Origin of the sequence: Pontibacter sp. 13R65 (genome assembly GCF_047525655.1) — a bacterium.
Classification (GTDB): domain Bacteria; phylum Bacteroidota; class Bacteroidia; order Cytophagales; family Hymenobacteraceae; genus Pontibacter.
In genome coordinates this window covers 48,906-72,372 of the sequence record NZ_JBLIQL010000006.1, presented here as the reverse complement: position 1 = coordinate 72,372, position 23,467 = coordinate 48,906, and the positions used below count along the sequence as shown (strand labels likewise).

The 23,467-nt window shown below is 46.0% G+C and carries 19 protein-coding genes; 6 read left to right on the top strand and 13 right to left on the bottom strand.

What is annotated here, in order from left to right; all coding sequences use genetic code 11:
- Positions 1-4 precede the first annotated feature (4 nt).
- Positions 5-928: an aspartate carbamoyltransferase catalytic subunit gene (locus ACMA1I_RS09560; RefSeq protein ID WP_337068092.1), complete on the top strand. Its 924-nt coding sequence runs from the start codon at positions 5-7 to the stop codon at positions 926-928.
- A 166-nt stretch (positions 929-1,094) separates the two neighbouring features.
- Positions 1,095-1,466, top strand: coding sequence for a hypothetical protein (locus ACMA1I_RS09555; protein WP_337068091.1), 372 nt, complete (start codon positions 1,095-1,097; stop codon positions 1,464-1,466).
- Between the two features lie 231 nt (positions 1,467-1,697).
- Here the strand turns inward: ACMA1I_RS09555 and ACMA1I_RS09550 are convergent, their stop codons facing one another.
- From ACMA1I_RS09550 to ACMA1I_RS09540, 3 genes are all read right to left on the bottom strand, one after another.
- Positions 1,698-3,215 carry a hypothetical protein gene (locus ACMA1I_RS09550; RefSeq protein ID WP_337068090.1) on the bottom strand — a complete coding sequence of 506 codons (1,518 nt, stop codon included), beginning with the start codon at positions 3,213-3,215 and terminating at the stop codon, positions 1,698-1,700.
- Positions 3,216-3,393: 178 nt separating this feature from the next.
- The gene (locus ACMA1I_RS09545) at positions 3,394-3,798 is read right to left on the bottom strand and encodes an EVE domain-containing protein (protein ID WP_337068089.1); all 405 of its coding nucleotides are present in this window, start codon (positions 3,796-3,798) and stop codon (positions 3,394-3,396) included.
- Between the two features lie 150 nt (positions 3,799-3,948).
- A complete protein-coding gene (locus ACMA1I_RS09540) occupies positions 3,949-4,353 on the bottom strand; it encodes a hypothetical protein (protein ID WP_337068088.1) in 405 nt (134 codons plus the stop codon).
- Between the two features lie 468 nt (positions 4,354-4,821).
- Here ACMA1I_RS09540 and ACMA1I_RS09535 point away from each other — a divergent pair, with 468 nt between their 5' ends.
- Positions 4,822-6,525, top strand: coding sequence for a helix-hairpin-helix domain-containing protein (locus tag ACMA1I_RS09535; protein ID WP_337068087.1), 1,704 nt, complete (start codon positions 4,822-4,824; stop codon positions 6,523-6,525).
- Positions 6,526-6,585: 60 nt separating this feature from the next.
- Positions 6,586-7,560, top strand: coding sequence for a glycosyltransferase family 9 protein (locus tag ACMA1I_RS09530; RefSeq protein ID WP_337068086.1), 975 nt, complete (start codon positions 6,586-6,588; stop codon positions 7,558-7,560).
- On the opposite strand, the gene ACMA1I_RS09525 is transcribed toward ACMA1I_RS09530, so the two are convergent.
- The 3 genes from ACMA1I_RS09525 to ACMA1I_RS09515 form a co-directional block, all read right to left on the bottom strand.
- The gene (locus ACMA1I_RS09525) at positions 7,553-9,280 is read right to left on the bottom strand and encodes an IPT/TIG domain-containing protein (protein WP_337068085.1); all 1,728 of its coding nucleotides are present in this window, start codon (positions 9,278-9,280) and stop codon (positions 7,553-7,555) included. The two genes, ACMA1I_RS09530 and ACMA1I_RS09525, sit on opposite strands and share 8 nt — an antisense overlap.
- Positions 9,277-10,422 (bottom strand): outer membrane beta-barrel protein, encoded by a 1,146-nt coding sequence (locus ACMA1I_RS09520; protein WP_414703892.1) that lies wholly within the window; start codon positions 10,420-10,422, stop codon positions 9,277-9,279. The genes ACMA1I_RS09525 and ACMA1I_RS09520 overlap by 4 nt, the downstream gene beginning before the upstream one ends.
- A gap of 537 nt (positions 10,423-10,959) precedes the next feature.
- The gene (locus tag ACMA1I_RS09515; RefSeq protein ID WP_337068083.1) at positions 10,960-11,892 is read right to left on the bottom strand and encodes a TraB/GumN family protein; all 933 of its coding nucleotides are present in this window, start codon (positions 11,890-11,892) and stop codon (positions 10,960-10,962) included.
- A gap of 136 nt (positions 11,893-12,028) precedes the next feature.
- On the opposite strand from ACMA1I_RS09515, the gene ACMA1I_RS09510 reads away from it, so the two are divergent.
- Positions 12,029-12,445, top strand: coding sequence for a hypothetical protein (locus ACMA1I_RS09510; protein ID WP_337068082.1), 417 nt, complete (start codon positions 12,029-12,031; stop codon positions 12,443-12,445).
- Positions 12,446-12,679: 234 nt separating this feature from the next.
- Here the strand turns inward: ACMA1I_RS09510 and serS are convergent, their stop codons facing one another.
- Positions 12,680-13,954 (bottom strand): serine--tRNA ligase, encoded by a 1,275-nt coding sequence (serS, locus tag ACMA1I_RS09505; protein WP_337068081.1) that lies wholly within the window; start codon positions 13,952-13,954, stop codon positions 12,680-12,682.
- Positions 13,955-14,239: 285 nt separating this feature from the next.
- On the opposite strand from serS, the gene rho reads away from it, so the two are divergent.
- On the top strand, positions 14,240-16,084 hold the full coding sequence (gene rho / locus ACMA1I_RS09500) for a transcription termination factor Rho (protein ID WP_337068080.1): 1,845 nt from the start codon (positions 14,240-14,242) through the stop codon (positions 16,082-16,084).
- Between the two features lie 206 nt (positions 16,085-16,290).
- On the opposite strand, the gene ACMA1I_RS09495 is transcribed toward rho, so the two are convergent.
- The 6 genes from ACMA1I_RS09495 to ACMA1I_RS09470 all read right to left on the bottom strand — a co-directional run bounded on the left by ACMA1I_RS09495 (position 16,291) and on the right by ACMA1I_RS09470 (position 23,430).
- Entirely contained in the window at positions 16,291-16,764 is a 474-nt protein-coding gene (locus tag ACMA1I_RS09495; protein WP_337068079.1) for a hypothetical protein, read from the bottom strand.
- 106 nt (positions 16,765-16,870) lie between these two features.
- A complete protein-coding gene (locus tag ACMA1I_RS09490) occupies positions 16,871-17,797 on the bottom strand; it encodes a UbiA family prenyltransferase (protein WP_337068078.1) in 927 nt (308 codons plus the stop codon).
- A gap of 139 nt (positions 17,798-17,936) precedes the next feature.
- Positions 17,937-18,698, bottom strand: coding sequence for an acyl-CoA desaturase (locus tag ACMA1I_RS09485; protein ID WP_337068077.1), 762 nt, complete (start codon positions 18,696-18,698; stop codon positions 17,937-17,939).
- Positions 18,699-18,855: 157 nt separating this feature from the next.
- Positions 18,856-19,533 (bottom strand): RluA family pseudouridine synthase, encoded by a 678-nt coding sequence (locus ACMA1I_RS09480; protein WP_337068076.1) that lies wholly within the window; start codon positions 19,531-19,533, stop codon positions 18,856-18,858.
- 180 nt (positions 19,534-19,713) lie between these two features.
- Positions 19,714-20,532, bottom strand: a complete 819-nt coding sequence (gene panB, locus ACMA1I_RS09475) for a 3-methyl-2-oxobutanoate hydroxymethyltransferase (protein WP_337068075.1) — start codon at positions 20,530-20,532, stop codon at positions 19,714-19,716.
- 219 nt (positions 20,533-20,751) lie between these two features.
- Positions 20,752-23,430: a putative LPS assembly protein LptD gene (locus ACMA1I_RS09470; RefSeq protein WP_337068074.1), complete on the bottom strand. Its 2,679-nt coding sequence runs from the start codon at positions 23,428-23,430 to the stop codon at positions 20,752-20,754.
- Positions 23,431-23,467: the final 37 nt, after the last annotated feature.

Here is a 23,467-nt window from a genome sequence, read left to right as displayed (position 1 = left end):
TCACATGCAAGAGCTTAGCGCGCGGCACCTGTTAGGAATAAAAGACATTACTGCTGAAGATATTCGCCTTATCTTCGAAACAGCGGATAACTTTAAAGATGTTCTAAACCGACCCATTAAAAAAGTGCCCTCGTTGCGAGATATTACCATTGCCAATGTCTTCTTCGAAAACTCTACCCGTACCCGTCTCTCCTTCGAGCTGGCAGAGAAAAGACTGTCCGCTGATGTTATTAACTTCTCTTCCAGCGGCAGCTCCGTAAAAAAAGGCGAAACACTGCTTGATACGGTCAACAACATATTGGCCATGAAAGTGGATATGATTGTAATGCGCCATGCCAGCCCTGGTGCTCCCCACTTTCTGTCGCGCCATATCAAAGCCAACATAGTTAATGCCGGAGATGGCACCCACGAGCACCCCACCCAAGCGCTGCTCGATTCTTTCTCCATTCGCGAAAGACTGGGCGATGTGGCTGGTAAAAAAATGGTGATTATTGGAGATATTATGCATTCGCGTGTGGCCTTGTCCAATATTTTTGCCCTTCAGAAACTTGGCGCAGAAGTAATGGTGTGTGGGCCCTCTACGCTGTTGCCTAAGCATATAAAGTCGTTGGGAGTTAAAGTGGAATTAGATGTGCGCAAAGCCCTTGCCTGGTGCGATGTAGCTAACGTACTTCGTATACAGCTGGAGCGTATGCAAATGAAGTACTTCCCATCGTTGCGCGAGTACTCCCTGTACTATGGCATAGACAAAAAGCTGCTTAATAGCCTCGATAAGGAAATTACCATTATGCACCCTGGCCCAATTAACCGTGGTGTAGAACTTAGCAGCGATGCCGCAGATTCTCATCACTCTATTATATTAAACCAGGTAGAAAACGGAGTAGCCATTAGAATGGCCGTTTTATATTTGTTGGCATCTAAAGTATAAATATTTTCCCAAAAACGCATTGTTTTTCCCATTTAGGGATTAGCGGATATGGAACTAAGCTGCTTAACCTTCAATAAGGAAGTGTAAAAGCCGTTTTTTCATTTTGGCACTGGTGTTGTCAATGTTTCGGTACACTATAACCGTAACATTCAACACCTATATAAAAATGAAAAAGCAATTCGCTATTCTTGCCTCCGCTATTTTACTAGCTGGTACACTTCCTACTGCCAACGCGACTGCTTTTTCCACAAACAATGTGGAAAATGAAACTGCCGCAGCTTTAAAGATCAAAGAGGTTAACAGTAAACTAATTCAGCAGTTAGAGCTGAACGAAAGTCAGTATGTTCAACTTAAAGCGCTTTATGCGGAGTACAAACTGAATCTATCTGAGTTGCAGGAAACAACTGATAGAACTAGCCAGCTCGAAAGCCTGAATAGTGAGTTTCTTGCAGAGGCAGCCAAAATTCTGAAGCCAACTCAATTAGCTGCTTATATTGGCGCTGCCAAGGCAGAAACTGTGCTGGCTGAAAAAAAATAATCTTTACACCTCTTGCAGCAGGCCCACCTCCTAATCAGTGTGTGGGCCTTTCTGTTTTATAAGCTCATTCATCAAGGTTAGTCAACCTAAAGGCGAAGGCGCACCTACAGATCAACAGTAAGCCAGCAAGTAAATTATTCTAATGAAATTACCCTTCCAGAGCCCCAAAAGCGGTAATGCGATCTAGACCAGGTAATAAGCATGTGGAGTTGCAAACGGTACGTTGCAGCATTAGAAAGCTATTTTGTTTATAAAGTAAACATGCTGCGATTCTCCGCCTGCTCGCCTAATGTGCTGAAAACCAAATGCTGCAAAATTGTCATCGTGCCAGGGTATAATACCAAGCTGTTCTGTTGAGAGCACTTTTTCCTGCTCTTGGTAAGTAAGTATCTCAAGTTTCTTCTTTTCGTCGGAGAATTTGTCTTGAGATACTACCTGGTATGATATTTTATCTTCTTCAGGGTAAACAAGTATTATTTTGCCCCCTTTTCCATAGGCAATTTCTACGGTTGGCGTTAGAGATGCAGACACCAGGTTTTTGAGCAGAAAGCTATTGTCCCAGAGCAGTATCCCGTTTCTGTCGAAGCCCAGCACAACTGCGTGTGTTCTTTTGTATTCCTCGTCGTCGCGCATACTATGCCTTAAGAACTGCGTGCCATACAGGCTAGGGTCAAAGTAGTTGGAGTTACGGCGACGTTGTGGATAATAAATTTCTGCTGCCAGCATATAGCCTTCGGGTGTGGTCACAAGGTTATGCAGGAGCATACGGTACCGGTTAGATGGCTGTTTGCCTTCTGCAATCCTTTTCTGTTCGCGCCGCCGGATTTTCTCTTCGCGGCGGGGCGTCATAAACTTAAAAAAGTTCTTTAACTGAAGAAAACTGTAAAACTCCCCGTTTACCACCTGCGAAGCCACTGGCGATGTAAAAAAGCCATTGCTAAGTTGCAGGCCGCTGGTGCTGTAAGAGCCAATGAGCAGCCGCGACAGGGTGTCTACAGGGGTAACCTCGGCATTGAGCAGGTTCTTGTTATCTTGCTGCAAAATAAAATGATTGCTTATCAGCTCCCCGTTTACGTTAAAGCTTTTCACCTGCAACCGCGAAATTTTGTTATTCGACTCTGTTAGCACCACATCCATGCGCTGGTGTTGCGGGGCAGGCTGCAGGTCAGAGAAATTAGATTCATCGCCATAGGAAGCTGGCAGCAGCTTTACAAGGTTAGGTGCAGGATCTATGTAGAGCAGAAGGGGCTTAAAATCTCTTTTGCTGGTCCCGATCAGGAAGTAACGTCCTTTTAGTACGCTAAATTCATAGATATTCCGGATGGCATCCAGGGTGTGGGTGGTGGTGCTTGCATCGCCGGTAAGGGTGTTAATCTTCAGAAATTTATATTTCTGGGGATTGATGCCAGCAAATACCATGTACAGGAAATCATCTTCGGCATAGGCCTGAACATATTCATCGTCTGGGCTGAGGTCGTGGGTGCAGGACCAGACCCGGTCGAGTTGCGAGTTGAGCCGCTCAAACAAATGTGTGGCTTTCCTATTCCAGAGGTCCGATTTTTTACTGTAGAGCAGCAGGCTGCTTTCGGCCAGCGGGAACAATTCAAACTGCATGTTATCCGAGCCATACTCAATTTCCAATCTTACTGGTTGGTTGGGCGCATCTTCATCCTTCTCCTTTTCTTGTGCAAAGAGAGGAGCCGTAGCCAGCATGAGATAAATGAAAAGCAGTATACGTAATCCGATCATAAGATAATGTCTCTTTTAGATACCATACACAACATGCAATTACCCGGGGCGGCAATCTGGAGGAAGATAGCGTGCCGTAACTTTGTTAAAGCCTGTGTTAGGAAGCACTGGCAGTAGTGCTACTTAGAGTACTTTACTAAGTTTTGGCTATCAGGAGCGACACCAGCCGCTCCTGGTGTTAATTTCCTAACGACAACAGCACTTCGAATTCTTCTGGTCGTAGAGGCATAACCGAAAGGCGCGACTGCCGGAGCAGGCCAATTTGTTCTAGCCGGTTGTCCTTCTTTATTTGGTCCAGTGTAACGGAATCTTTGAAATCGCGCTCAGGCACCAGGTCTACAGCCATCCATTTCGGGTCGTCGGCGGTGGGGTCCGGGTAAGCAGCACAATCTACTTTCGCTATTCCCACTATGGCTTTTTCTGATACGCTATGGTAAAAAAGGACCAAGTCGCCCGGTGCCATTTTCTGTAAGTTGTTACGTGCCTGAAAATTGCGAACTCCGTCCCAGCTGGTACGGCCATCTTTTACCAGATCGCCCCACGAATACGTTTCAGGCTCTGATTTTACTAACCAGTATTGCATTTAAAGTAATATAGTAATTATAAGTGTGAATTATTTAGTACGTAAAGTTTGCCCGTTTCTGTTGCCCTAATAAAAAGTTTTCTGATGTTTATTCACTAATGAGTGCAGAAACAGGAAGCTATTACAAAAGCTTAGCTTCCGGTGTAGCAACTACTCTGCCGGCAACAGAGGCGTCTTTTTCACTTTTAGAACTTTGTCTTTTATAGATATAATATCTAAGGTATAATCCTGTACAGCAGGTTTTTCGCCCGGAAAACGAATTTGCAGTTCTTTTTTCTCTCCATGTGTCCATTGCCCCACGTGTTCCTCCAGGCCATCGGTGGGGGCAATCAGATATTCTTTAAAAACACCGTTGTTTTCTATAGCAAAGCCAGTGCGGCCACGTGAAGGAGGAAAATCATACGCATTAGGGCGAAATACCAGGGTATCGCCCTCATCTTCCTCGAAAGAGTGGAGCCAGGTAACCTCAAGTAACTCCTTTTCCAGTTTCTCTGTTCTGCAGGTATTGGCTAGTAGGAGGAGGCTCAAAAGGCACAGCAATAATATGTTTTTCATAGTAGCTAAAAATAGACCCAGTGTTGGGTGTTTCTAAAGGCTAATATAGTAATTCAATCGTATAGCTGGTCTACATTTCTGTTTTATGTTGTGTACTTGTGCCAGCCATGCACTAGTTAGCATCTGGCCTTAGCAAACCATTTTTGCCTCCTGAAGGCCATTTTCATTAGCAGAATTTGATTTGTTAATTTGAAACAATTGTGAATGATAGAGTGACTGGATGAGTGAATCCGTGTGCCTTTGAACTTGCTCCTAAAGTTTCCTTTAAATCTTTTACCCCTTTATATCCTGATGCGAACGAAAAATCCTGTTGCTACTATCACCTGTAAAAGGTTTTGTCTAAGCGTTTGGGTGACCATTTTCTGCACTTAGCGAATGTGAAGTGTACAGTGGCTATTATCTACAATCTATACCTCTGGCTGGTATGGGGGCTTTTCCTATCTTTGTATTAACAATCAGATCTTGACTTTGGAAAACAAAAAGATAATTAAACTCTTTAAGCTCACAGCTGAGCTTATGGAGCTGCACAACGAGAATCCATTTAAGGTACGATCTTATGGCAATGCCGTAGCAGCGCTGGAACTGGTGGAAGAGCCGCTGGAAGGAAAGCAGCAGGTAGATCTGGAGCGGATAAATGGTGTTGGCAAAGGTATTGCCGCCAAAATAGTTGAAATAAATGAGACTGGTTCTTTTGCTGAGCTTGACCAGATGCTGGCTGCCACGCCTCCTGGCGTGGTAGAAATGCTACGGATAAAAGGCATAGGACCTAAAAAAGTGCGCGTTATCTGGAAAGAACTTGGCACCGAAACCGTAGAAGATCTGCTTGAGGCATGTGAGCAAAACAAGCTGAGCAAAGTGAAAGGCTTTGGAGCCAAAACACAGGAGAACATCCGCCAGGCATTGCTGTTTACGCAACAGAACCGTTGTAAAATGTTGTATGCCGAAGCTGAGGCAGGAGCTTTGGATCTGCTGCAGGCAATTAAAGCAGCTTTGCCCGATGCACAGGTGGAACAAGTAGGAGCTATTCGTCGCAAGCTGGAGATTGTAGAAAGTTTGCAGTACGTAGTGGCTACAGATGCCCCGGTAGCTGCTGCCGAAAAACTGAACCAACTGGAGGCGCTGCAGCAAGATGTGCGGCTTTCAGGGCCTAAAGTGTGGCGCGGCAATCATGGCCTCACCAACCTCAATACCGAAATCAAGCTCGTTACAACAGAGCAGTTTGCCGGCGAAGTACTGCTGCAATCTGCGGCCTTGGCGCATCTTACACAACCTCTCGGTGAAGGAAAAAACCTGATCAGCTTTATCCGGAAAGAGGCTTTTGACACAGAAGAAGCTATTTATAAAGCAGCAGGCCTGGTCTATATAGAGCCCGAATTACGCGAAGGCACCAACGAGCTGCAACTGGCCCAGGAAAACAAATTGCCAACCCTGCTCCAACTCGAAGACCTGAAAGGCATTCTGCACAACCACAGCACCTATTCCGATGGTGCGCACACGCTGGAGCAAATGGCCACCTATTGCCGCGACCTCGGCTACGAGTACCTCGGTATCTGCGACCATTCAAAAACAGCCTCTTACGCAGGTGGCTTGCGCGAAGGCGATGTAATAAGACAGCAGAAAGAGATTGAGGAGCTGAACAAAAAACTGGCACCTTTCAAAATATTCAAAGGCATAGAGTCCGACATTCTGGGCGATGGCTCCCTTGATTACGATCCGGATATTCTGGCCAGTTTCGATTTTATTGTGGCCTCCATTCACAGCAGCCTCAATATGGATGAGAAGAAAGCTACTGCCCGCCTCCTCACGGCCATTGAGAACCCATACACCACCATGCTCGGTCACCCAACCGGCCGCCTGTTGCTGCGCCGCGAAGGTTATCCAATCGATCATAAAGCTGTAATAGATGCCTGTGCTGCCAACAAGGTAATCATTGAAATAAACGCCAACCCCTGGCGCCTCGACCTGGACTGGCGATGGGTGCAGTATGCGCTGGAGCAGAACGTAATGCTCAGCATAAACCCCGATGCCCACCACACCAGCGGCTACCACGACATGCGCTACGGCGTGTACATGGGCCGTAAAGGAGGGCTCACCAAAGAAATGACTTTCAATGCTAAAACGCTGCAGGAAGTGGAAAGTTATTTCCAGAAACGCAAGGAGCAGATAGGGTAGAAGCCGGCTATGACGCGCAGCACTTATTTGCTCTAAATCAGGTAAATCAGAAATAACTGTATGCCCAAAATACTAATTCTCCGGTTCTCTTCTATTGGCGATATTGTGCTTACTACGCCTGTTATCCGTTGCGTAAAGCAGCAGGTACCGGGGGCGGAGGTACACTTCTGTACAAAGCAGGGCTTCAGGGCGATGCTGGAGAGCAACCCCTATGTAGACAAGGTGCATGTGCTGCAGAATAGTCTGAAGGAACTTGTGCAGCAACTACAGTCCGAAAACTTCGACTTTGTAATTGACCTGCACAACAACCTGCGCACACGGATTATTAAATTCAGGCTGGGCAAGCCGAGCAAGAGCTTTAATAAGCTCAACTATGAGAAGTGGCTGATGGTGAATTTTAAGCAAAACCGCTTACCCGATGTGCACATCGTAGACCGGTACCTGGCTGCAGCTGCTCTTTTGGGTGTACAAGACGATGGACAGGGCCTTGATTATTATATTCCTGCCAAGGACGAAGTGGAGCTTAAATCGCTGCCAGAGCCTTTCCGGCAAGGGTATGTGGCTTTTGCCATTGGGGCGCAGCATTACACCAAACGCTTGCCAACGGAACGCATCATAGCACTGTGCCAGCGGCTGCAACGGCCGGTTATGTTGTTGGGTGGCAAAGAAGATGCAGTAGCGGGAGAGGAGATAGCGGCTTCTTTTAAATCAGGAGAAGCGGGGGCTACTGTTATCTACAACGCCTGTGGTAAATACAACCTCAACCAGTCGGCTTCATTGGTAAGGCAGGCGGTGCAGGTCGTGAGTCACGATACCGGCCTGATGCACATAGCGGCAGCCTTTGGTAAAAACATCATCAGCGTGTGGGGCAACACTATACCGGAGTTTGGTATGTACCCCTACCGCACAGAGTTTCAGGTGCTGGAGGTACAGGGGCTGAGTTGCCGCCCCTGCTCCAAAATAGGCTACAGTAGATGCCCCAAAGGTCATTTTAAATGCATGCGCGATATTTCGTTTGATGCAATTGCTATTTAGGAGTATAAATATACATGCCTTGGCACTTGCCTACTTGCGAAATGGTGGTGAATGAACCTAGGTACAAAGATTTTTCTGTAGCAAATCCGGAGAATTCTAAATTGGTATAATATGTTTGAGAACACCCTGGCCATGTACCAGCTTTTTGCCAGGTTCGCGTAGAACTTTTATAGTGATATAAAATTGGATTAGGACTTCCTGAGATCAAGTAAGACTCTTTATTGCCAATGGTAAAGGCATAACTCTTGCCTCCCTCGAATTCACTGTCTAGCTGCCAGGTATCTAAAGCTGGGTTATAAACCAGTATCTGTTTTCCAGATACAACATACGCTTTGCCTGCCCGGGTAAAGGCACTGCCATAACTAATTCTGTTCTGTAACCTGTTAAGTTCCCGCACTTGCTGTGTGGCTGGATCATAGCTCCATAGTGTAAAGCTACCTCTACTGTTTTCTCCTCCTGTTATGTAAATTTTTCCGTCGAGCACGAAGCTGGCCGCATTCTGTACTGCAAAGGGCAGGCTCGGCAATTTTTTCCAGCTTCCGTTTCTGAAGTCATATTCCCAGGCATCGCCATAAATGCGCCAATTTTCGTAGCCTCCTATCAGGTACCCTTTGTCACCTACACGTTGCCAAATGGCATTATAACGCGCAACGCCAGGAAATTTGCTCTCTTCCCGCCAGCTGTTTGTGCCTGGGTCAAAGCTCTTGACATGGTTAAAATCAAAGAAATAACCTTTGCCATCTGCCTCAAAAGCTGGCATATAAGAATCTATGCTTTTTTCAGGTAAAAGAACAACATTATCAAAATTGGAGCGGATGGTAAAGTTAAAAGGAGAGGTTGCTTTCTTATCACCTAGAGTTAATGAGATAGGATAAGGCTTATCGTACTGGTAGCCAATAGTAAAGGGCACTTGCAGCGTTAACTTAAAATCAGTAACTGAAACTACCGTGAAAACTACATTGTACAAGTCGTTGTGTAGAACACGTGGCCAGTTGCCTTTGTCGAAATTTCTCCCAAATAATGTAAGGGTGTCTCCGGGTTCTGCCTCTGTCTTGGAGATTCCTGTAATATAAGGGCCAAAGATTTCGAATTTTTGGCTGGTAATAACCTCTATCTCGTTAACGACTACTCTTATAGGGTACGATCCAAAATAACTGCCTTCTGGCACTCTCACCACAAGCTTAGTTACTTCATGCGATATAACCGAAACCGACCTAGTGCCAATATATACCTCTACCTTGTATCGGTCCTCGCCAAAGTTGTTTCCTGTTATAGTTACTTCCGAATAAGAGGCGCCTGCTGTTGGCGTAAAGGCAGTAATAATAGGTTTGCTTGAAAGCACGCTTTTGGCAATAACATAGTCGCTATACACGGTTTTGTCATCTACCAATGCATAAGCCCTAACCTCATATGATGTCTGGCCAATCAATTGATTTGTTATGGCTATGTCAAATTTGTTATTAGCCAAAGCGGAGGCTGGAATTTTTAGCTCCTTCTCAGCTCTAGAAACCGGGTGGTAAGCAATGCCATATTCCTTTATTGCACCAGTGCCTGTCGAAATTACCTCGGCCGAAACCTTAATGCCCGTACTATCGGCGGTTGCACTAATTACCTGGAGTAGGGGGTAAGGGTTCTGGCTAGGAAAATCTTTTTCTTTGGCGCAACTGCAGAGGCAGATGAACAGCAAGTATAAAGCGAGAGTTGGTAAATTTTTGGTCATAGACTCACACTAACCGTTATGGCTTGGTTGCTGATGTTAAAGTGGCTGCTAAAGTTCTTCGCCTGGCTTACCTGTAGCGCGACATAATGGTTAGGAACAAAGAAATAGCTCACGCCTGCGCCGGCCTCCAAGCCAAGTATCCACTCCTTTATTGGAAGCGATGCTGCCCTACTGTAATAAACCCGGTCTCCAGACACCGTTCTCTCTAATCCCTGGCTCTCGCGCTTGACATTGTAGTTAGCAGTAGGTCCTGCCTGAGCAAAGAGCCGTAGCTTTGAAAAACTAAGCGTGTACTTTGGTTGAATGGCAAACCGGATAAAATCCATGTTTATTTTAGTGTCGTAGCGGGTACTTTGGGAGTTTATAGTTTCGTTGAATCGCATTTTTCCGAAGCCTAATTGGGTGTAGAGCGATAGGTTGTTCAAGGGCCAGGCAGGCAGATCTGCATACAGACCTGCTCCTACATTCTGGGAGCTGGTTTGTTTAAACCGATGGGTCGTTTTGGAGGCAGCTCCTGAAGATGGCTGTAGTACGGAGGTGTTGTTGCTTAAAAACAGGCCGAAATGAGTAAACATGACAGTCGGCGATTTTCCTTCTGCTTGGTTTCTTGCAAAATAGTTAAGCGAGTTACGCCTCAGTTTTATAAGGTTAAGTTCTTTGTTCCACGAAGCCGATGGCTCCGTTACTGACTTAAGATAAGGAAGCAGGCTTTCTTTTGTAAGTGTTTGCAAGCCATTGTCGTCATGCAGAAATAACTTCTCGTTGTGCATGTAATACAACGACTCCTCCCTAATGATCTCAACAAACACCTTCCTTTGCTGGCCGTTGTGGGTTACTGTTTTAGCCAGATACTTCCTACGGCTCTCATCATAAGCAAACTCCGATACATCGTCGGTGGTGTAGGTGGTAAGCTTTCCTCCACGGCTGGTGCTAAATTCTACCTGTGCCGGCTTGGCTGGGTCAAAATAAACAAAGCCTTGGGTGTAGGTTTTCCCCTGCACAATAAATCCTTTTGTGTCGTCGGGGCTGTTGAACACAGGCAACAAAAATTTATGGGCCTGCCCATATCCCGAAGCTGTAAAGAGGCAGCAAATGATTAATAAGAATAAGAAATTTTTGGGTCGGTTTTGTAGTAAATTCACAAAGCAGGTAAATAATAAACAGGCAGTAGCGCCTTAGCCTTCTAACTAATTAGAAGAAGGTAAGTGTGCTGGTAACCTATTAGTTTAACAGAATAAGTTTAATTTGAATTATGGATATAATATTAGATAATAATTTTAGTCAAGGCAAAGTTTATTTATAAAAAACCTGTAAAAAATAATTAGGTTAGGCGATGGGGTGGGTTGTTTTTGTAGTCGTTAAACAATACGCAATATGTTATATCGCCTGCAGCTGTACCTATTTGGAAGGATATTCCGATTAATTTATTCTATTCAACTTGTTTAGATCATGCAGCAAGTGCTGCTCCAGCAACCAGTTAGGTTAGTGTGAAACAACTGAATTATTCCAATGGAAATGGCCTTCCAGAGTCATATTAGCTAATTGCAAAGAAAGGTTTTGCTGGAGGCTTTAAAAGAGCAGTAGCTTAGGGAGCTTGAGTATAACTAAGCCCCTAAGCTGAAAACAACCAGAAAAGCTCCGGAAGGCCATTTTCGTTAGAAGAATTGAATAGCTGCCGCTTACTGAAGCGGTTTTACCTTATAGCCAGCTTTCTGGAGGAGCTGCAGAAGCCCGTTTTCGCCCGGTAGGTGCATGGCACCTACGGCTATAAAGGTCGGCTGCGCCTGCATGATCTGCGGTAACTTTGTCATCCAGGCTTTGTTGCGGTCATCCAAAAGGTAGGTCATATCTTCTTCTCCCATCATTTTGTTCCAGGTTTCTGTTGCGGCCATCATAGCTTCCAGGTCTTTATCGAAATAAAGCTTGGTAAGGTCTTCCTGTATGGATAGGGCAGAATCTTTGGCTGTCACAAACTCCACCAGTTGCTTGGCCTGCTCTTCCAGCGTGTGGTGGCTGTAGAGAAGTTGCATTTGCTGTTCGAGAGTTTCCAGAAAATACATTTTCTTATTGGTATTGCGGCCCTGGCTGGCAAAGTACATGTCGAGCGCCTGACCGTCATACTGTTTTACTGCTTCTAGCTGCTGGTACTCTGTTACCGATAGCATTAGCATAAGAGAAACGGGCTTCATGTGCTCTAACATAGCCAGGTCGAAGCCCAAAATATTTTTGGTTTCTATTGCCACCAATTGGTACTCTTCCGCACTCAACAACTCCGATATTTTTTTGTCGGGCATAATCATGTAGCCGGCCAGCTGCATCATTTTAGAGGAGTCTATTTCGGCCTCTACTACCACCGCTTTGCTTTTGTTGAAGTGCTGTTTTACCTCTGGCACGGAGTTCAGGTAGCTGTCGTTGAGCAAATGGAACGTGCCATAGAGGTAAGATGGCTGTTTGAGGCCATTGCCGCTAATTTCCCAAAGCAAAGATTTGGCAGAGGTCGTTTGTGTTGCTGCACTTGCTTTGGCTTTCCGCTCTTTTACTTTAGAAGATTGGGCAAAAGCTGGCTGCCATAGCAACGCAATCAGGAGGAACAGGTAAAAAGAAGGCTTCATTTTATATGCTATAAGGGTTAATTATTAGGCGAAGGATAGCGAGTAGAGCAATACACTTGCTATTTTAAACATTATGTATCAATTTGCCTTTATTTTTTACAGCAGTCGCCATTTTTTATTTTTTTGAACAAGAAGCATGATGCCAAAATACAACCTGACCTGGCAAGAAACGGATGTGCAACTTCTGGAGGCTCTACTGCTGGCTACAGGCGGAGAGGGAGGGGCGCCCTTGCAGGAAGTGCTGCTCATGAGCGATGCCCTTGATGGTGTGGTGCTAAGCCTGCAGGAAGTGGAGGAGGCTTTATTAAAGCTGCTTGCGGTAGACTACGTCTCTATCCAGAAAAACAAGCTTTACCTGGCGCCTGAGTTTTTGCAGGCTTACGAAGAAATAACTCTGAGCGAAGGCATTGTAGAAGAAGATGAGCAGAAACCCCTCCTAAAACTGCTGCAACAGCAAGACCTTGATGAGCAACGCCTGGAGGAAGTAAATGCTACTCTTAAAAAGTATAAACTCAAGAATCAGTATCAGCAGTACCTGGAGCAGTATGGTTAATGTGGTAATTTTTAATGTGCTGATGTGCTAATGAAAAGGCATTTAACAATACTTTTCCTATGATTCTGGTCGAAAGAATTATAAGCTGAAATAAAAAGCGCCACTGATAATTATTCAGTGGCGCTTTTATATAAACTGTTTTTTACTTTTTATATCAGCTGGTAAGTTATTGAACGTGCGAATGCAATCGCAAAGGTTTTATTAACACTACAGCAAATTGAAAGTATCAGCATATTAACTAATCTTCTCAAACCCCAGGTAAGGATGCAGGACTTTGGGCAGATTAATGCCTTCTGGAGTTTGGTTGTTCTCCAGAATAGCAGCTACGATGCGAGGCAGTGCCAGTGCACTTCCATTGAGGGTGTGCAGCAATTGGGTTTTTCCTGCTTCGTTTTTATAGCGCAGCTTCAGGCGGTTTGCCTGGTAAGTCTCAAAATTGCTGGCAGAACTTACCTCAAGCCAACGGCTCTGGGCGGCAGAGTACACTTCCATGTCGTAAGTGAGGGCAGAGGTAAAGCCCATGTCGCCACCACAAAGGCGCAGCACACGGTAAGGCAGTTCCAGTTTCTGCAACAGGCCTTGTATATAGCTGCTCATTTCTTCCAGCGCCTCATACGACTTTTCTGGCAGCGTAATCTGAACAATCTCTACTTTGTCGAACTGGTGCAGGCGATTCAGGCCGCGCACATCGGCACCCCAGGAGCCAGCCTCTCTTCTAAAACAAGGCGTGTGCCCTGCATTTTTGATCGGTAGCTGCTCTGCCTGCACAATAACATCGCGGTACATGTTGGTAATAGGTACTTCTGCTGTCGGTATCAGGTAGTAGTTATCCTCGGTGGCATGGTACATCTGCCCATCTTTGTCTGGCAACTGACCAGTGCCGTAGCCAGAGGCTTCGTTTACCAATATCGGAGGCTGCACTTCTATATAACCGGCTTTTATGGCTTCATCCAGAAAGAAATTAATGAGTGCGCGCTGCAGCCTGGCTCCCTGGCGTTTGTAAACTGGGAAGCCGGCACCGGTAATTTTATTTCCTAGCTCAAAATCTATTATATCGTATTTCTGAATCAGTTCCCAGTGTGGTAGCGCCCCCTCGTGCAGTACCGGAATAGTGCCGTGTTCCAACACCACTTCATTGTCTTCAGCCGATCTGCCGGCTGGTACACTCTCGTGCGGCAGGTTGGGCAGCTTATAAAGCGCTTTTTGTACTTCTTCTTCAAGCGTGCTCATCTGGTCGGCCAGCCCCTTGGCTTTTTGCTTGAGTTCTGACGTCTGGGCTTTGTACGATTCGGCCTTCTCGCGTTCGCCATTTCGCATAAGCAAACCTATTTCTTTCGATAGGCTATTGGCATTTGCCTGTATTTCGTCGTGCTCGCTCTGAACCTGACGGCGCTGCTGGTCCAACTCCAGCAAAGCGGCTACCTCCTGGGCAGCATTTTTGTAGTTTTTCTTGTTCAAGCCTGCCACTACCAGGTCTGTCTGCTCTCTTAAAACGGTTAGCTGTAGCATCGTTTGTCGTTAAATAGTGGTACAAAAATATACTTTTTTGAGTAGTTTGCTGCTTTTCTAAAATCTTTTAGGCAAAACTTGAAACATTTTAGATAAAAAACACGGTAATATTTGTAAATTAAGCTGTATTGCGATAACATTGCGTTACAAATTGAGAAGGCGCGTATCCTGAGCCTCACATACTCTTTCACAACCTAACCTTTTTCCTAGTCTAATTATTAAATCTCTCGCTGCGTTCGCACCAAGCGTACCTGGCAAGTTAAGCTAACTACCATACCATTATTTATGTACAATATTGAAGAATTGAAAGATAGGCTTCTTTCAGAGCTCAAGGAAATTGCTGAAGACCTGGGTGTTAAGAATTTCAAGAAATTGAGTAAACAAGACCTGATCTATAAGATCCTTGACCAGCAAGCCGTTACCCCTCCCGAAAAATTGCCAAAAAAGATCAAACAATCCCCCAGTGCTGCTACTCCGGTAGAATCTCCTGCTCCTGAAAGTACAACTACTACCCCTGCAACACCAGTAGCAGAAGCGGCTCCGGCCGTAGAAGCACCAGCAGCAGTTGCAGTAGCTGCACCCACCGTATCTGTACCAATAAAAGCGGCCCCAGCCGCCAAAAAGCCTGCCAGAGCAAACGCCGCCCGTTCCGAAGCCCAGCCACAATTATTTGTGCCTGCTAAAGCACCAGCCAAAGACCATGGCCCTCAGCAACGGGAGCGGGTGCAGCCACGCCGCGAGAACAACGACCAAAACAATACCCCTGAACACCGCAATGAACGCCCTCAGCCACGAGTTGAGCGTGTAGAGCAGCAACGCGCCGAGCGCCCTGAAAGAGTTGAAAGAAATGAGCGCCAGGACCGGCCAGAACGAAACGAGAATCGTGAGCAACGGGTAGACCGCTCCGATAACCGCGACCAGCGCGACTTTAACAGAAGCGATAACCGTGGTAGCGATAACAACCAGCGCCGACCCAACCAGCAGATTAACGCCAGCACCAGTAACTTTAAAGAGTTTGACGGAATAATTCTAAATGAAGGCGTACTGGAGCTTATGCAAGATGGCTATGGCTTCTTACGCTCTACGCATTATAATTACCTGGCCAGTCCTGATGATATCTATGTTTCGCCATCGCAGATAAAGCTTTTTGGGCTTAAAACTGGAGATACGGTAAAAGGCCAAATCAGACCACCAAAAGAGGGTGAAAAGTATTTTGCCCTTTTGAAAGTAGAGACAGTAAATGGACGTACAACTGAAGAGATTCGTGACCGTATTCCGTTTCAGCACTTAACACCGCTTTTCCCGGATGAGCGCCTGAAACTAACCGGTCGCCCTAGCCAACTGTCTACCCGTATTCTGGACTTGTTTGCTCCTATAGGTAAAGGCCAGCGTGGTATGATTGTAGCTCAGCCAAAAACAGGTAAAACCGTGTTGCTAAAAGAAATAGCCAATGCCATTTCTGAAAACCATCCGGAAGTATACCTGATGATCCTGCTCATAGACGAGCGACCTGAAGAGGTGACAGACATGGCCCGCAGTGTGAAGGCAGAGGTAATTGCCTCTACTTTTGATGAGACAGCTGAGCGCCACGTGAAAGTTTCGAGCATTGTACTAGACAAGGCTAAGCGCATGGTAGAGTGTGGCCACGACGTAGTTATCTTGCTGGATTCTATTACCCGTTTAGCCCGTGCCTATAACACTGTAGTTCCATCGTCTGGTAAGATCTTGTCTGGTGGTGTGGATGCCAATGCGCTACACAAACCGAAACGATTCTTTGGTGCTGCCCGTAACGTAGAAAATGGCGGTTCACTTACCATTATCGCGACTGCCCTTATCGACACAGGTTCTAAAATGGACGAGGTAATTTTTGAAGAATTCAAAGGTACCGGTAACATGGAACTACAGCTGGATCGTAAGCTGGCCAACAAGCGGGTGTACCCTGCTATTGATGTGCCTGCTTCTGGTACCCGCCGTGAAGACCTGCTCATGGACCGCGACGAACTGAACCGCGTTTGGATTCTGCGCAAGTACATGTCTGATATGAATGCTATTGAAGCCATGGAGTTCCTGAAAGATAGAATGACTGGGACGAAGAGCAACGAAGAGTTCCTGATTTCCATGAACAGCTAAGAGCATCTTTCAATTTTATATTAGAAATTCATAATATTATACACACGGCCCGTTTGCTCCAAAAGCAGACGGGCCGTTGTTGTTTAGGTGTAGCAGCAATGGTATGTTTATTAATGAGAGAGTAAGAGTAGCTGTTTAATTTTTCTAATAAAAAAGACCTTCCAGAGCTAAAAAACTGGTATATGTCTCTAGGCTGGATAGTAGGATTAACTCCAGAAGCTGAAATTAGGGTGCACCAGCAGATAATATACGTAGCTTACCACAATTCCGAAAATGATGTGGGCAAATATTAGAGAAAGCAAATAGGTTCTTAAGGCAATAACAGGTGGTTGCGAATGTAACATAAAGTAGAAGTACCAGCCTGCCATTGCCAAGAGCCCATGCGCAAGTCCAAACAAGGCGCCCCAGGCTGCAGTAGGTGCTCCAACATCCGAATGCCAGAAGGCCAGGTATCCGAGCGCAAACAAAATACCAAGAGCGTAATGAGCAAGAGTACCTGCAATGGCCGAACTCATACTTCCAGAGAGGCTACCGTCTGGCTGAGTCTGGTGAGTAACCATAGTGCCCAAGATCTTAATCACTTTCATTGTCCGCTTGGTAAGGAGCGTGAGCAGGTACATGAAAGCAGTCATGGCGGCAGTGGCACCTAAACCGGCCAATGTGATGTATACAAGTTTCATGAGGTGTGGCGTTATAATTATACCTATAGATATTTTACGAAGAACGTGGTGGATGAATGATGTTTCCTTAGCGTAGTTCCCGCGGCACCTGCTTTTTCTGTACAGCTCAGAAGAAATTGCGTACGATTATGATGAAAATGAAGGCCAGGCTGATGCAGACAGACGAAACTTTGTTCATATGCATGGTATTTTTAAAATTAGCCTGGCCGAGATCTTTGTAGGCACGTAACACCCAAGTTGAAAAAAAATATACAATCGGCCCTGTACAAAGTAAAAATATAAAAATATGTTCAAGCTGATCTGCGGCCAGGTAAAGCCAGAGCAGGAGGGATGTGCCAACAAGTAAACTTACAGCAGCAAATGCAAAGGTGCCCTTTATGCCGAGCAGCAGGCTCAGGGTTTTGTCGCCGCGCCGGGCATCTTCTTCGTGCTGGTAAATTTGAGTAAGCGGATAAGAGCCGCATAAAAATAAAGTACTCACCACGGCATACCAGCTATTAGGCGTTTGTAGTACTTCTGCAAGCTCAAACCCTAGCCCCACCTGCACCATAACGTACGTAAAGGCCCCCTGAAATACAGTGACTACTGCTGTACTTAGTAGTGGGTACTTTTTGAGCCGGGTAGTTTCGTTGCTATAAGCTTTTGATACCAGCAGGTACAGCACTACTATAAACCCAAACAAGGGCGAAAGCCAGAACGCCGATCCAGCTGCCAGCACATCAAAGAGGATGACCAGGTGAAGCAGCTCGCGCGTAACTTTAGGAGGACGCTCCACTCCTCCAATGCTTCCTTCATCGCGGTCGCAATAGGAGTTGTAGCCGTTGCTGGCTGGGTACACCAACACATGCAGAATTAAAAACACCGCTACAGCCATTACTAGTTCGTAGCCAGTTACCGTACTTAAGGCAAACCAGAAAATAGGCATCAGGTAAACTGAGAACGGTATGCGCATAAGCGTAAGCGCATTTTTGTATCCCGAGCTGGTTACAGTAGGTGCTGCTGTGCGTGTGGTTGTTTGGTTTGATGGCTGCATGTATCGTTAGGCGTAAGAGGTGCGGCTTTTCTGTGTCTTACGTCATATTTCAGAATTTGATAAATGAGTTGTCTCTTAGGTTGCAGCAACAGAAGGTTATAAAAAGCAAAAAGCCCTTCCGGAGAGGAAGAGCTTTTTATTAAGCTGCCGCTTTAGATTTTTTGCTGGTTTCCTTTACAGGTTTCAGCTTAATGATATTGACCTTGTTCAGCGTCCAGATCACTGGCCAGGTTGGGTCTACCTCCCACCATTTCACGCCAAAGTTAACGCGGTTTGGCAACTTGTGGTGGTTGTTCTGGAACAGTTCGCCTCCGGTCAGGAAGTCGAAGAAAAGAGAGTTTCTTGATTTATCGTTATTATCGAAGTTTTGGTAGCCGTACTTATGGCCGCTCCAGTTCACGATAGCACCATGTACCGGTCCCATCAGGAAGTGGATTGGCAGCAAGAGGTACATCCACCACTGGGTAGCAAAGTTAATGTAGAACAGCACATAAAAAGTACCCCAGAACAATCTGGAGCCCCAGGTATCGCCAATGCGCTCTATAAGGTTCCAAACTGGATAGTCGCCATCAAAACGGCGCTCCGGCTCCACACGGTTTTTAAGCACGTTGTTGTAGATTTCCTTTGTTTTCCACATCATGGTAAAAGCATTGTTCGAGAAATGCGGAGAATGTGGATCCTGCTCCGTATCGGAGAAAGCATGGTGCATACGGTGTAAGATAGCATAGGCTCTAGGCGAAAGAAAGGAAGAACCTTGTGCTACGTAGGTAAGCAGAAAGAATGCCTTTTCCCAAAAGGGATTCATCGTAAACATTTTGTGAGCCGAATAACGGTGCAGGTAAAATGTCTGTACGAACAGAGAAAGGTACCAGTGTACCACAAAGAAAATGAGGATTGCCATTAAGTTTTGATTAGGTCTATATTATTGCAGGTTTTTCGAAAACTACGCGCCGCAGGTTGCAAATTTACAACGGGTTTTTTTAAGTTAAATATAGTGGAGCCAATAAAAGTTCAGAAACTGATGAAAATCATTTTTTATGGAGAGGTAACAGCCGTTGCTATTTGAGATTTCGGAAGGGTGTCCACACGGCAGATATTGGAGGAGGTGCACTTACTTTAATTTCTGTTTTAAGGGTGGGGTGCTCAAATACCAGCTCACGGGCATGCAGGGCAATGCTCTTATCAGGAAGGGGCTGTTTCGCGCCATATTTCAGGTCGCCAATTATGGGGCAGCGCATAGAAGCCAGTTGCACACGAATCTGGTGAGGCCGTCCTGTAATCGGATACACCTCGAGCAGATACTTCTCCTCCTGGTGACTGCGCAGCCGGTACGAAAGCTCTGAGCGTTGCCCTGCCGGGTTCTCTTTTGCAAAGGCTTTGGTTACATTTTTTCCACTGTCTTTTACGAGCCAATGCACCAGCGTCTGGCTTTCCTGCTGAGGCCGGTGCTGCACCAGAGCCCAATAGGTCTTTTGCATTTTTTTGCTCTTAAACAGCTCGTTCAGCCGGGTAAGTGCCTTCGATGTTTTTGCAAGTAGAACAACGCCGCTCACCGGCCTGTCGAGGCGGTGCACTACCCCTATAAATACATTGCCGGGTTTGTTGTATTTATGTTTAATATACTCTTTTGCCACCTCCGCCAGTGGCACATCGCCTGTCTCGTCGCCGTGCACCAGCATGCCGGCGGGCTTATTTACGAGAAGCAGGTGATTATCTTCGTAAAGTACATCTAACATGGGAGGTGCTTTATGTTGTGAACAGGATTGCAGGCGCAGAGCTTAGTGCTTCTTAGTGTATTGGGGCTCTGGAAGGCCATTTTCATTAGAATAATTTATCAGGATAAGATTTTTTTGGAACGTTACGGCCAAAAGTTCCAAAAAAAATCTTATCCTGCTGCTAATGCCTTGCTACTTTAGTTAGTATGCTTCCTGTTCAGAAGGGAAATCTTTGTTTTTAACGTCTGTAATGTAATTGGTCACGGCATCGGTCATGATGGTATGCAAATCGGCATAGCGTCTCAAGAACCGTGGCTTAAACTCTTTGTTAATGCCCAGCATGTCGTGCACCACCAGTACCTGCCCGTCTACATGAGGGCCTGCACCAATGCCAATAATAGGTATATGCAGCTTTTCTGCCACTTTACGAGCCAGTTCTGAAGGTATTTTTTCCAGTACAATGGCAAAGCAACCTAGTTCCTGCAACAGTTGTGCATCGTCGAGCAGTTTTTGTGCTTCTATGTCCTCTTTGGCGCGTACGCTATATGTGCCAAATTTATAAATAGATTGCGGCGTGAGGCCCAAATGCCCCATTACCGGCACACCGGCACTCAAGATGCGGGTTACAGAGTCTTTTATTTCTGCGCCACCTTCCAGCTTTACTCCGTGCGCGCCAGATTCTTTCATAATCCGAATGGCAGAACGCAAGGCTTCTGAAGAATTGCCCTGGTAGGAGCCAAAAGGTAAATCTACCACTACAAATGCTCTTTTTACACCTCTTACCACCGAGGCTGCATGGTAAATCATCTGGTCCAGGGTAATGGGCAAGGTGGTTTCGTGACCCGCCATTACATTAGACGCTGAGTCGCCTACCAACAACACATCTACACCTGCTGCATCCAAAATGGTTGCCATAGAAAAGTCATAGGCCGTAAGCATAGAAATCTTTTCGCCACGCTCCTTCATGTTCTGGAGCTGGTGGGTAGTTATAATTTTAGCCGCACTTTTATGAACTGACATAAGTAAATTGATTTATGATGCTGTAAAAGTAAAAAACTTATTTAAGCAGGTCTGGATTTTTTTACAGAAAGAATGGAGGAGTGCTCGCCTTCAGTTAATTACTCTTTAAAGGTCTTGTTGCCGAAGCAGTAAATACCTGGGAGTTGTACGAATTACCTGATATATAAATCAGAATAATACAAAAACAGCCACAGGCGGTGGCCTGTGGCTGTTTTTGTATTATCGGTTCCAACCTGATCTGTTTCGAGTCAGGCGCAGGTCTCGCAGCAGCGATGACCGGGCGTTGATAGTTAAGTTGTAGCCGCGCATAAAACCGAATGGTATCCACGAGATGCTCATGTCCCAGCAGTGCAGGTCGCGGTGTATGTTCAGGCTGGCATTGGCAATGTTGTTGTTCGTAAAGTCGTAGTAAGCGTTATAGGCTACTTTCCACTTTTCAGTTAAATTAACAGAACCGTTAAAGCCAAAGTTTTTGGTGAGTGTAGTAGACATTTCGGCTGTCATGCTCCTGGCATAGTATAGCGTAAAGTCCATACTTAGGGTCCATGGAATTTTAAAATCGACATAAGACGGTAAATTCTGCCGCATGCCAATGCCATCTTCCAGTGCCGGTAGGTTAGTAGGTGGCGCTGTTGGGGATGCTCCTTGCGAAGCCGGATTAAAGCTGGCACCAAGCGACATACTGGCGTTAGCAAACCTCGGCAATGTGTACTTGTCTAATCGGCGGCCTTTCGCATTGTACTGGTAGGGGTCCAGAACAGAGGTTACTGTAAAGTTGAATATCTTGAACAGGCGGGTATTCAAGTTTAAGTTAATATTCTGAAGTTTAAAAGAATCTGCTGCGAAGTTATAAAAGGTGCTGGCTCCCAGGTTGTCGATCAGGCTTACTTTTTCGAAACTGTTGGCCGTAGAGTCGCTTTTGCTGCGGACCTTCATTTCGACGTTGTTTTGTACGTTAAAGGATAAGCCGCTTTGCAAGCCCCCGCCGGGTACGTTGGTGTAGCGCCTGGCCCTGCCATAAACTGGGTTTTTCGTGATGGTGTCTGTCACCCCGATCTGCACCTCCTGGTAATAGTCGAACCCACGGCCACCATAATTAGGGCTAAAGGCGTAAGAAACAGTAGGACGCATAACGTGTCGTATAGCTTCTATTCGCTTGCCTTTTACCTGCACGGTGCCATACACGTTGGTACTTAGAGAGGCACCGGCCCCATATTGGTAAACACGGCCAAAGCTGGTAGTGTCGACGCGTACCGCATTCGCCTCAGGAATGTAGGTGTAGCTAAAACGCTCATCAGTCCAGATTTCGCTGTAGTTTATACTTGGTGTCAGGTTAAAGTAGCGTGCTACTTTGTAGTTACCCAGGCCTATGCTAAAGTTATGGTTTGCCTGGCGCTTCCCATTGCGCCACATTTGTCCCAGGTTATTGAAGTTAAGCGGAAAGGCACGAGTTGAATCGGCTTCACCTACGATGGGTGCAGAGCTCAAATTTCCATTTACAGGCAATACCTGAATAGTATTTGGCCGTTGATCTATTCGGTTTACGACAGTATTATTTAAGTTAACATTGTAGCCGAAGGTGAACTTCTCGTACCACTCGCCGGTTGGCGGTTTGCTTGTCAGCATCTCCGAAATACTCATCTGCGTCATGGCGAAGTTCATGTCTGGCAATACAAAGCTCATAACGGTAGGGCTTCGCTGCGTCAGGTCGGTGGTTGCGCCACCGTTTTGCTGAGACTGGCGCAGGGTTATACCGAAGCTGAAAGGCGAGTTCGGTATGGTTTTTTGGTAAGCAATAGAGGAGGTAAATGTAGGCGTCAGGTAATTACTCGAGCTGGTCATGTTTACGCGGTTAAACAGCGAACTACCAGCACTTACGTTAGCGGAGAACCTGCCGCGTCCTGGTTTCTGGACCGGGCTATGGCTCCAGTTAATCCAGATGGAGCGTGTAGTGGGGGGCATGAGCATCTGACCTCCTGCTGCCCGTGCGCGCGATTGTTCTATGTCAGCCTCATCGTTTTTAAAATAATCGTAGGAGATAGAGAGGTTACCATTATAGGCATAACGCTTAAAATAAGAATTATTCATGTTAACCTTATAGCCACCCAGCGAGTATATGTCGCCGGTAATGCTGGTGCCGATGTAGTCGTTCAGGGCCAGGTAATAGCCGCCGTTGCTCAAAAAGAAGCCACGTGCCCGCGATTCGCCAAAAGTAGGTACTAAAACGCCAGAGGAGCGGTTCTGTTTGGGGGTAGGAAAGAGGCCAAATGCAAAACCCAGCGGTGTAGGAATATCGCCGATTACAAGATTAAAGGGACCGGATAGTACTTTTTCGTTCGGAATAGCTTTTATTTTTCCGGCATTAATGTAAAAGTGCGGGTGCTCCAGGTTACAAGTTGTATATTGGGCATGAAAAACAGAGAATTCGTTCTTCTCGTTTCTTTTTACGACCTCACCGTGTATATAACCTTCGCCCTGCTGCGTTACTACTTCAGAGATAAGTCCTTTTTTACTTTTTATGTTGTAGGCAATTTTCTTCGCGGCAAAGGTTTCGCCTCCGTCCTTAAACACAGGCACTCCAATTTCTTTGCCGGTAGAATCTGTGGCCGGGGCAGCTGAAAGTACGTGGGTATCGTAGTTGATCTCGATGTAGGCTGCCTCAAGCGATACAGTGCCATATTCTATTTTGGCATTACCGTATAAGTGGGCAATTTTGTTGTTCGCCTCCAGTACAATAGAATCACTGGCCGAATATTTGATAGTGGTCTGAATGTCGCCTTGCGGAGCAGCAAGAGCCACCGAGTCAGGGCTGGTCGGTATAGTGTCCTGCGGTAGTGTAGCCGGACTGATCACCTCCTGCGCCGATACCAGGAAAGGAGCAATTGTGATGAACTGCAATAGCAGTATATAAAAGATTTTGTATCGCAACTTCTTC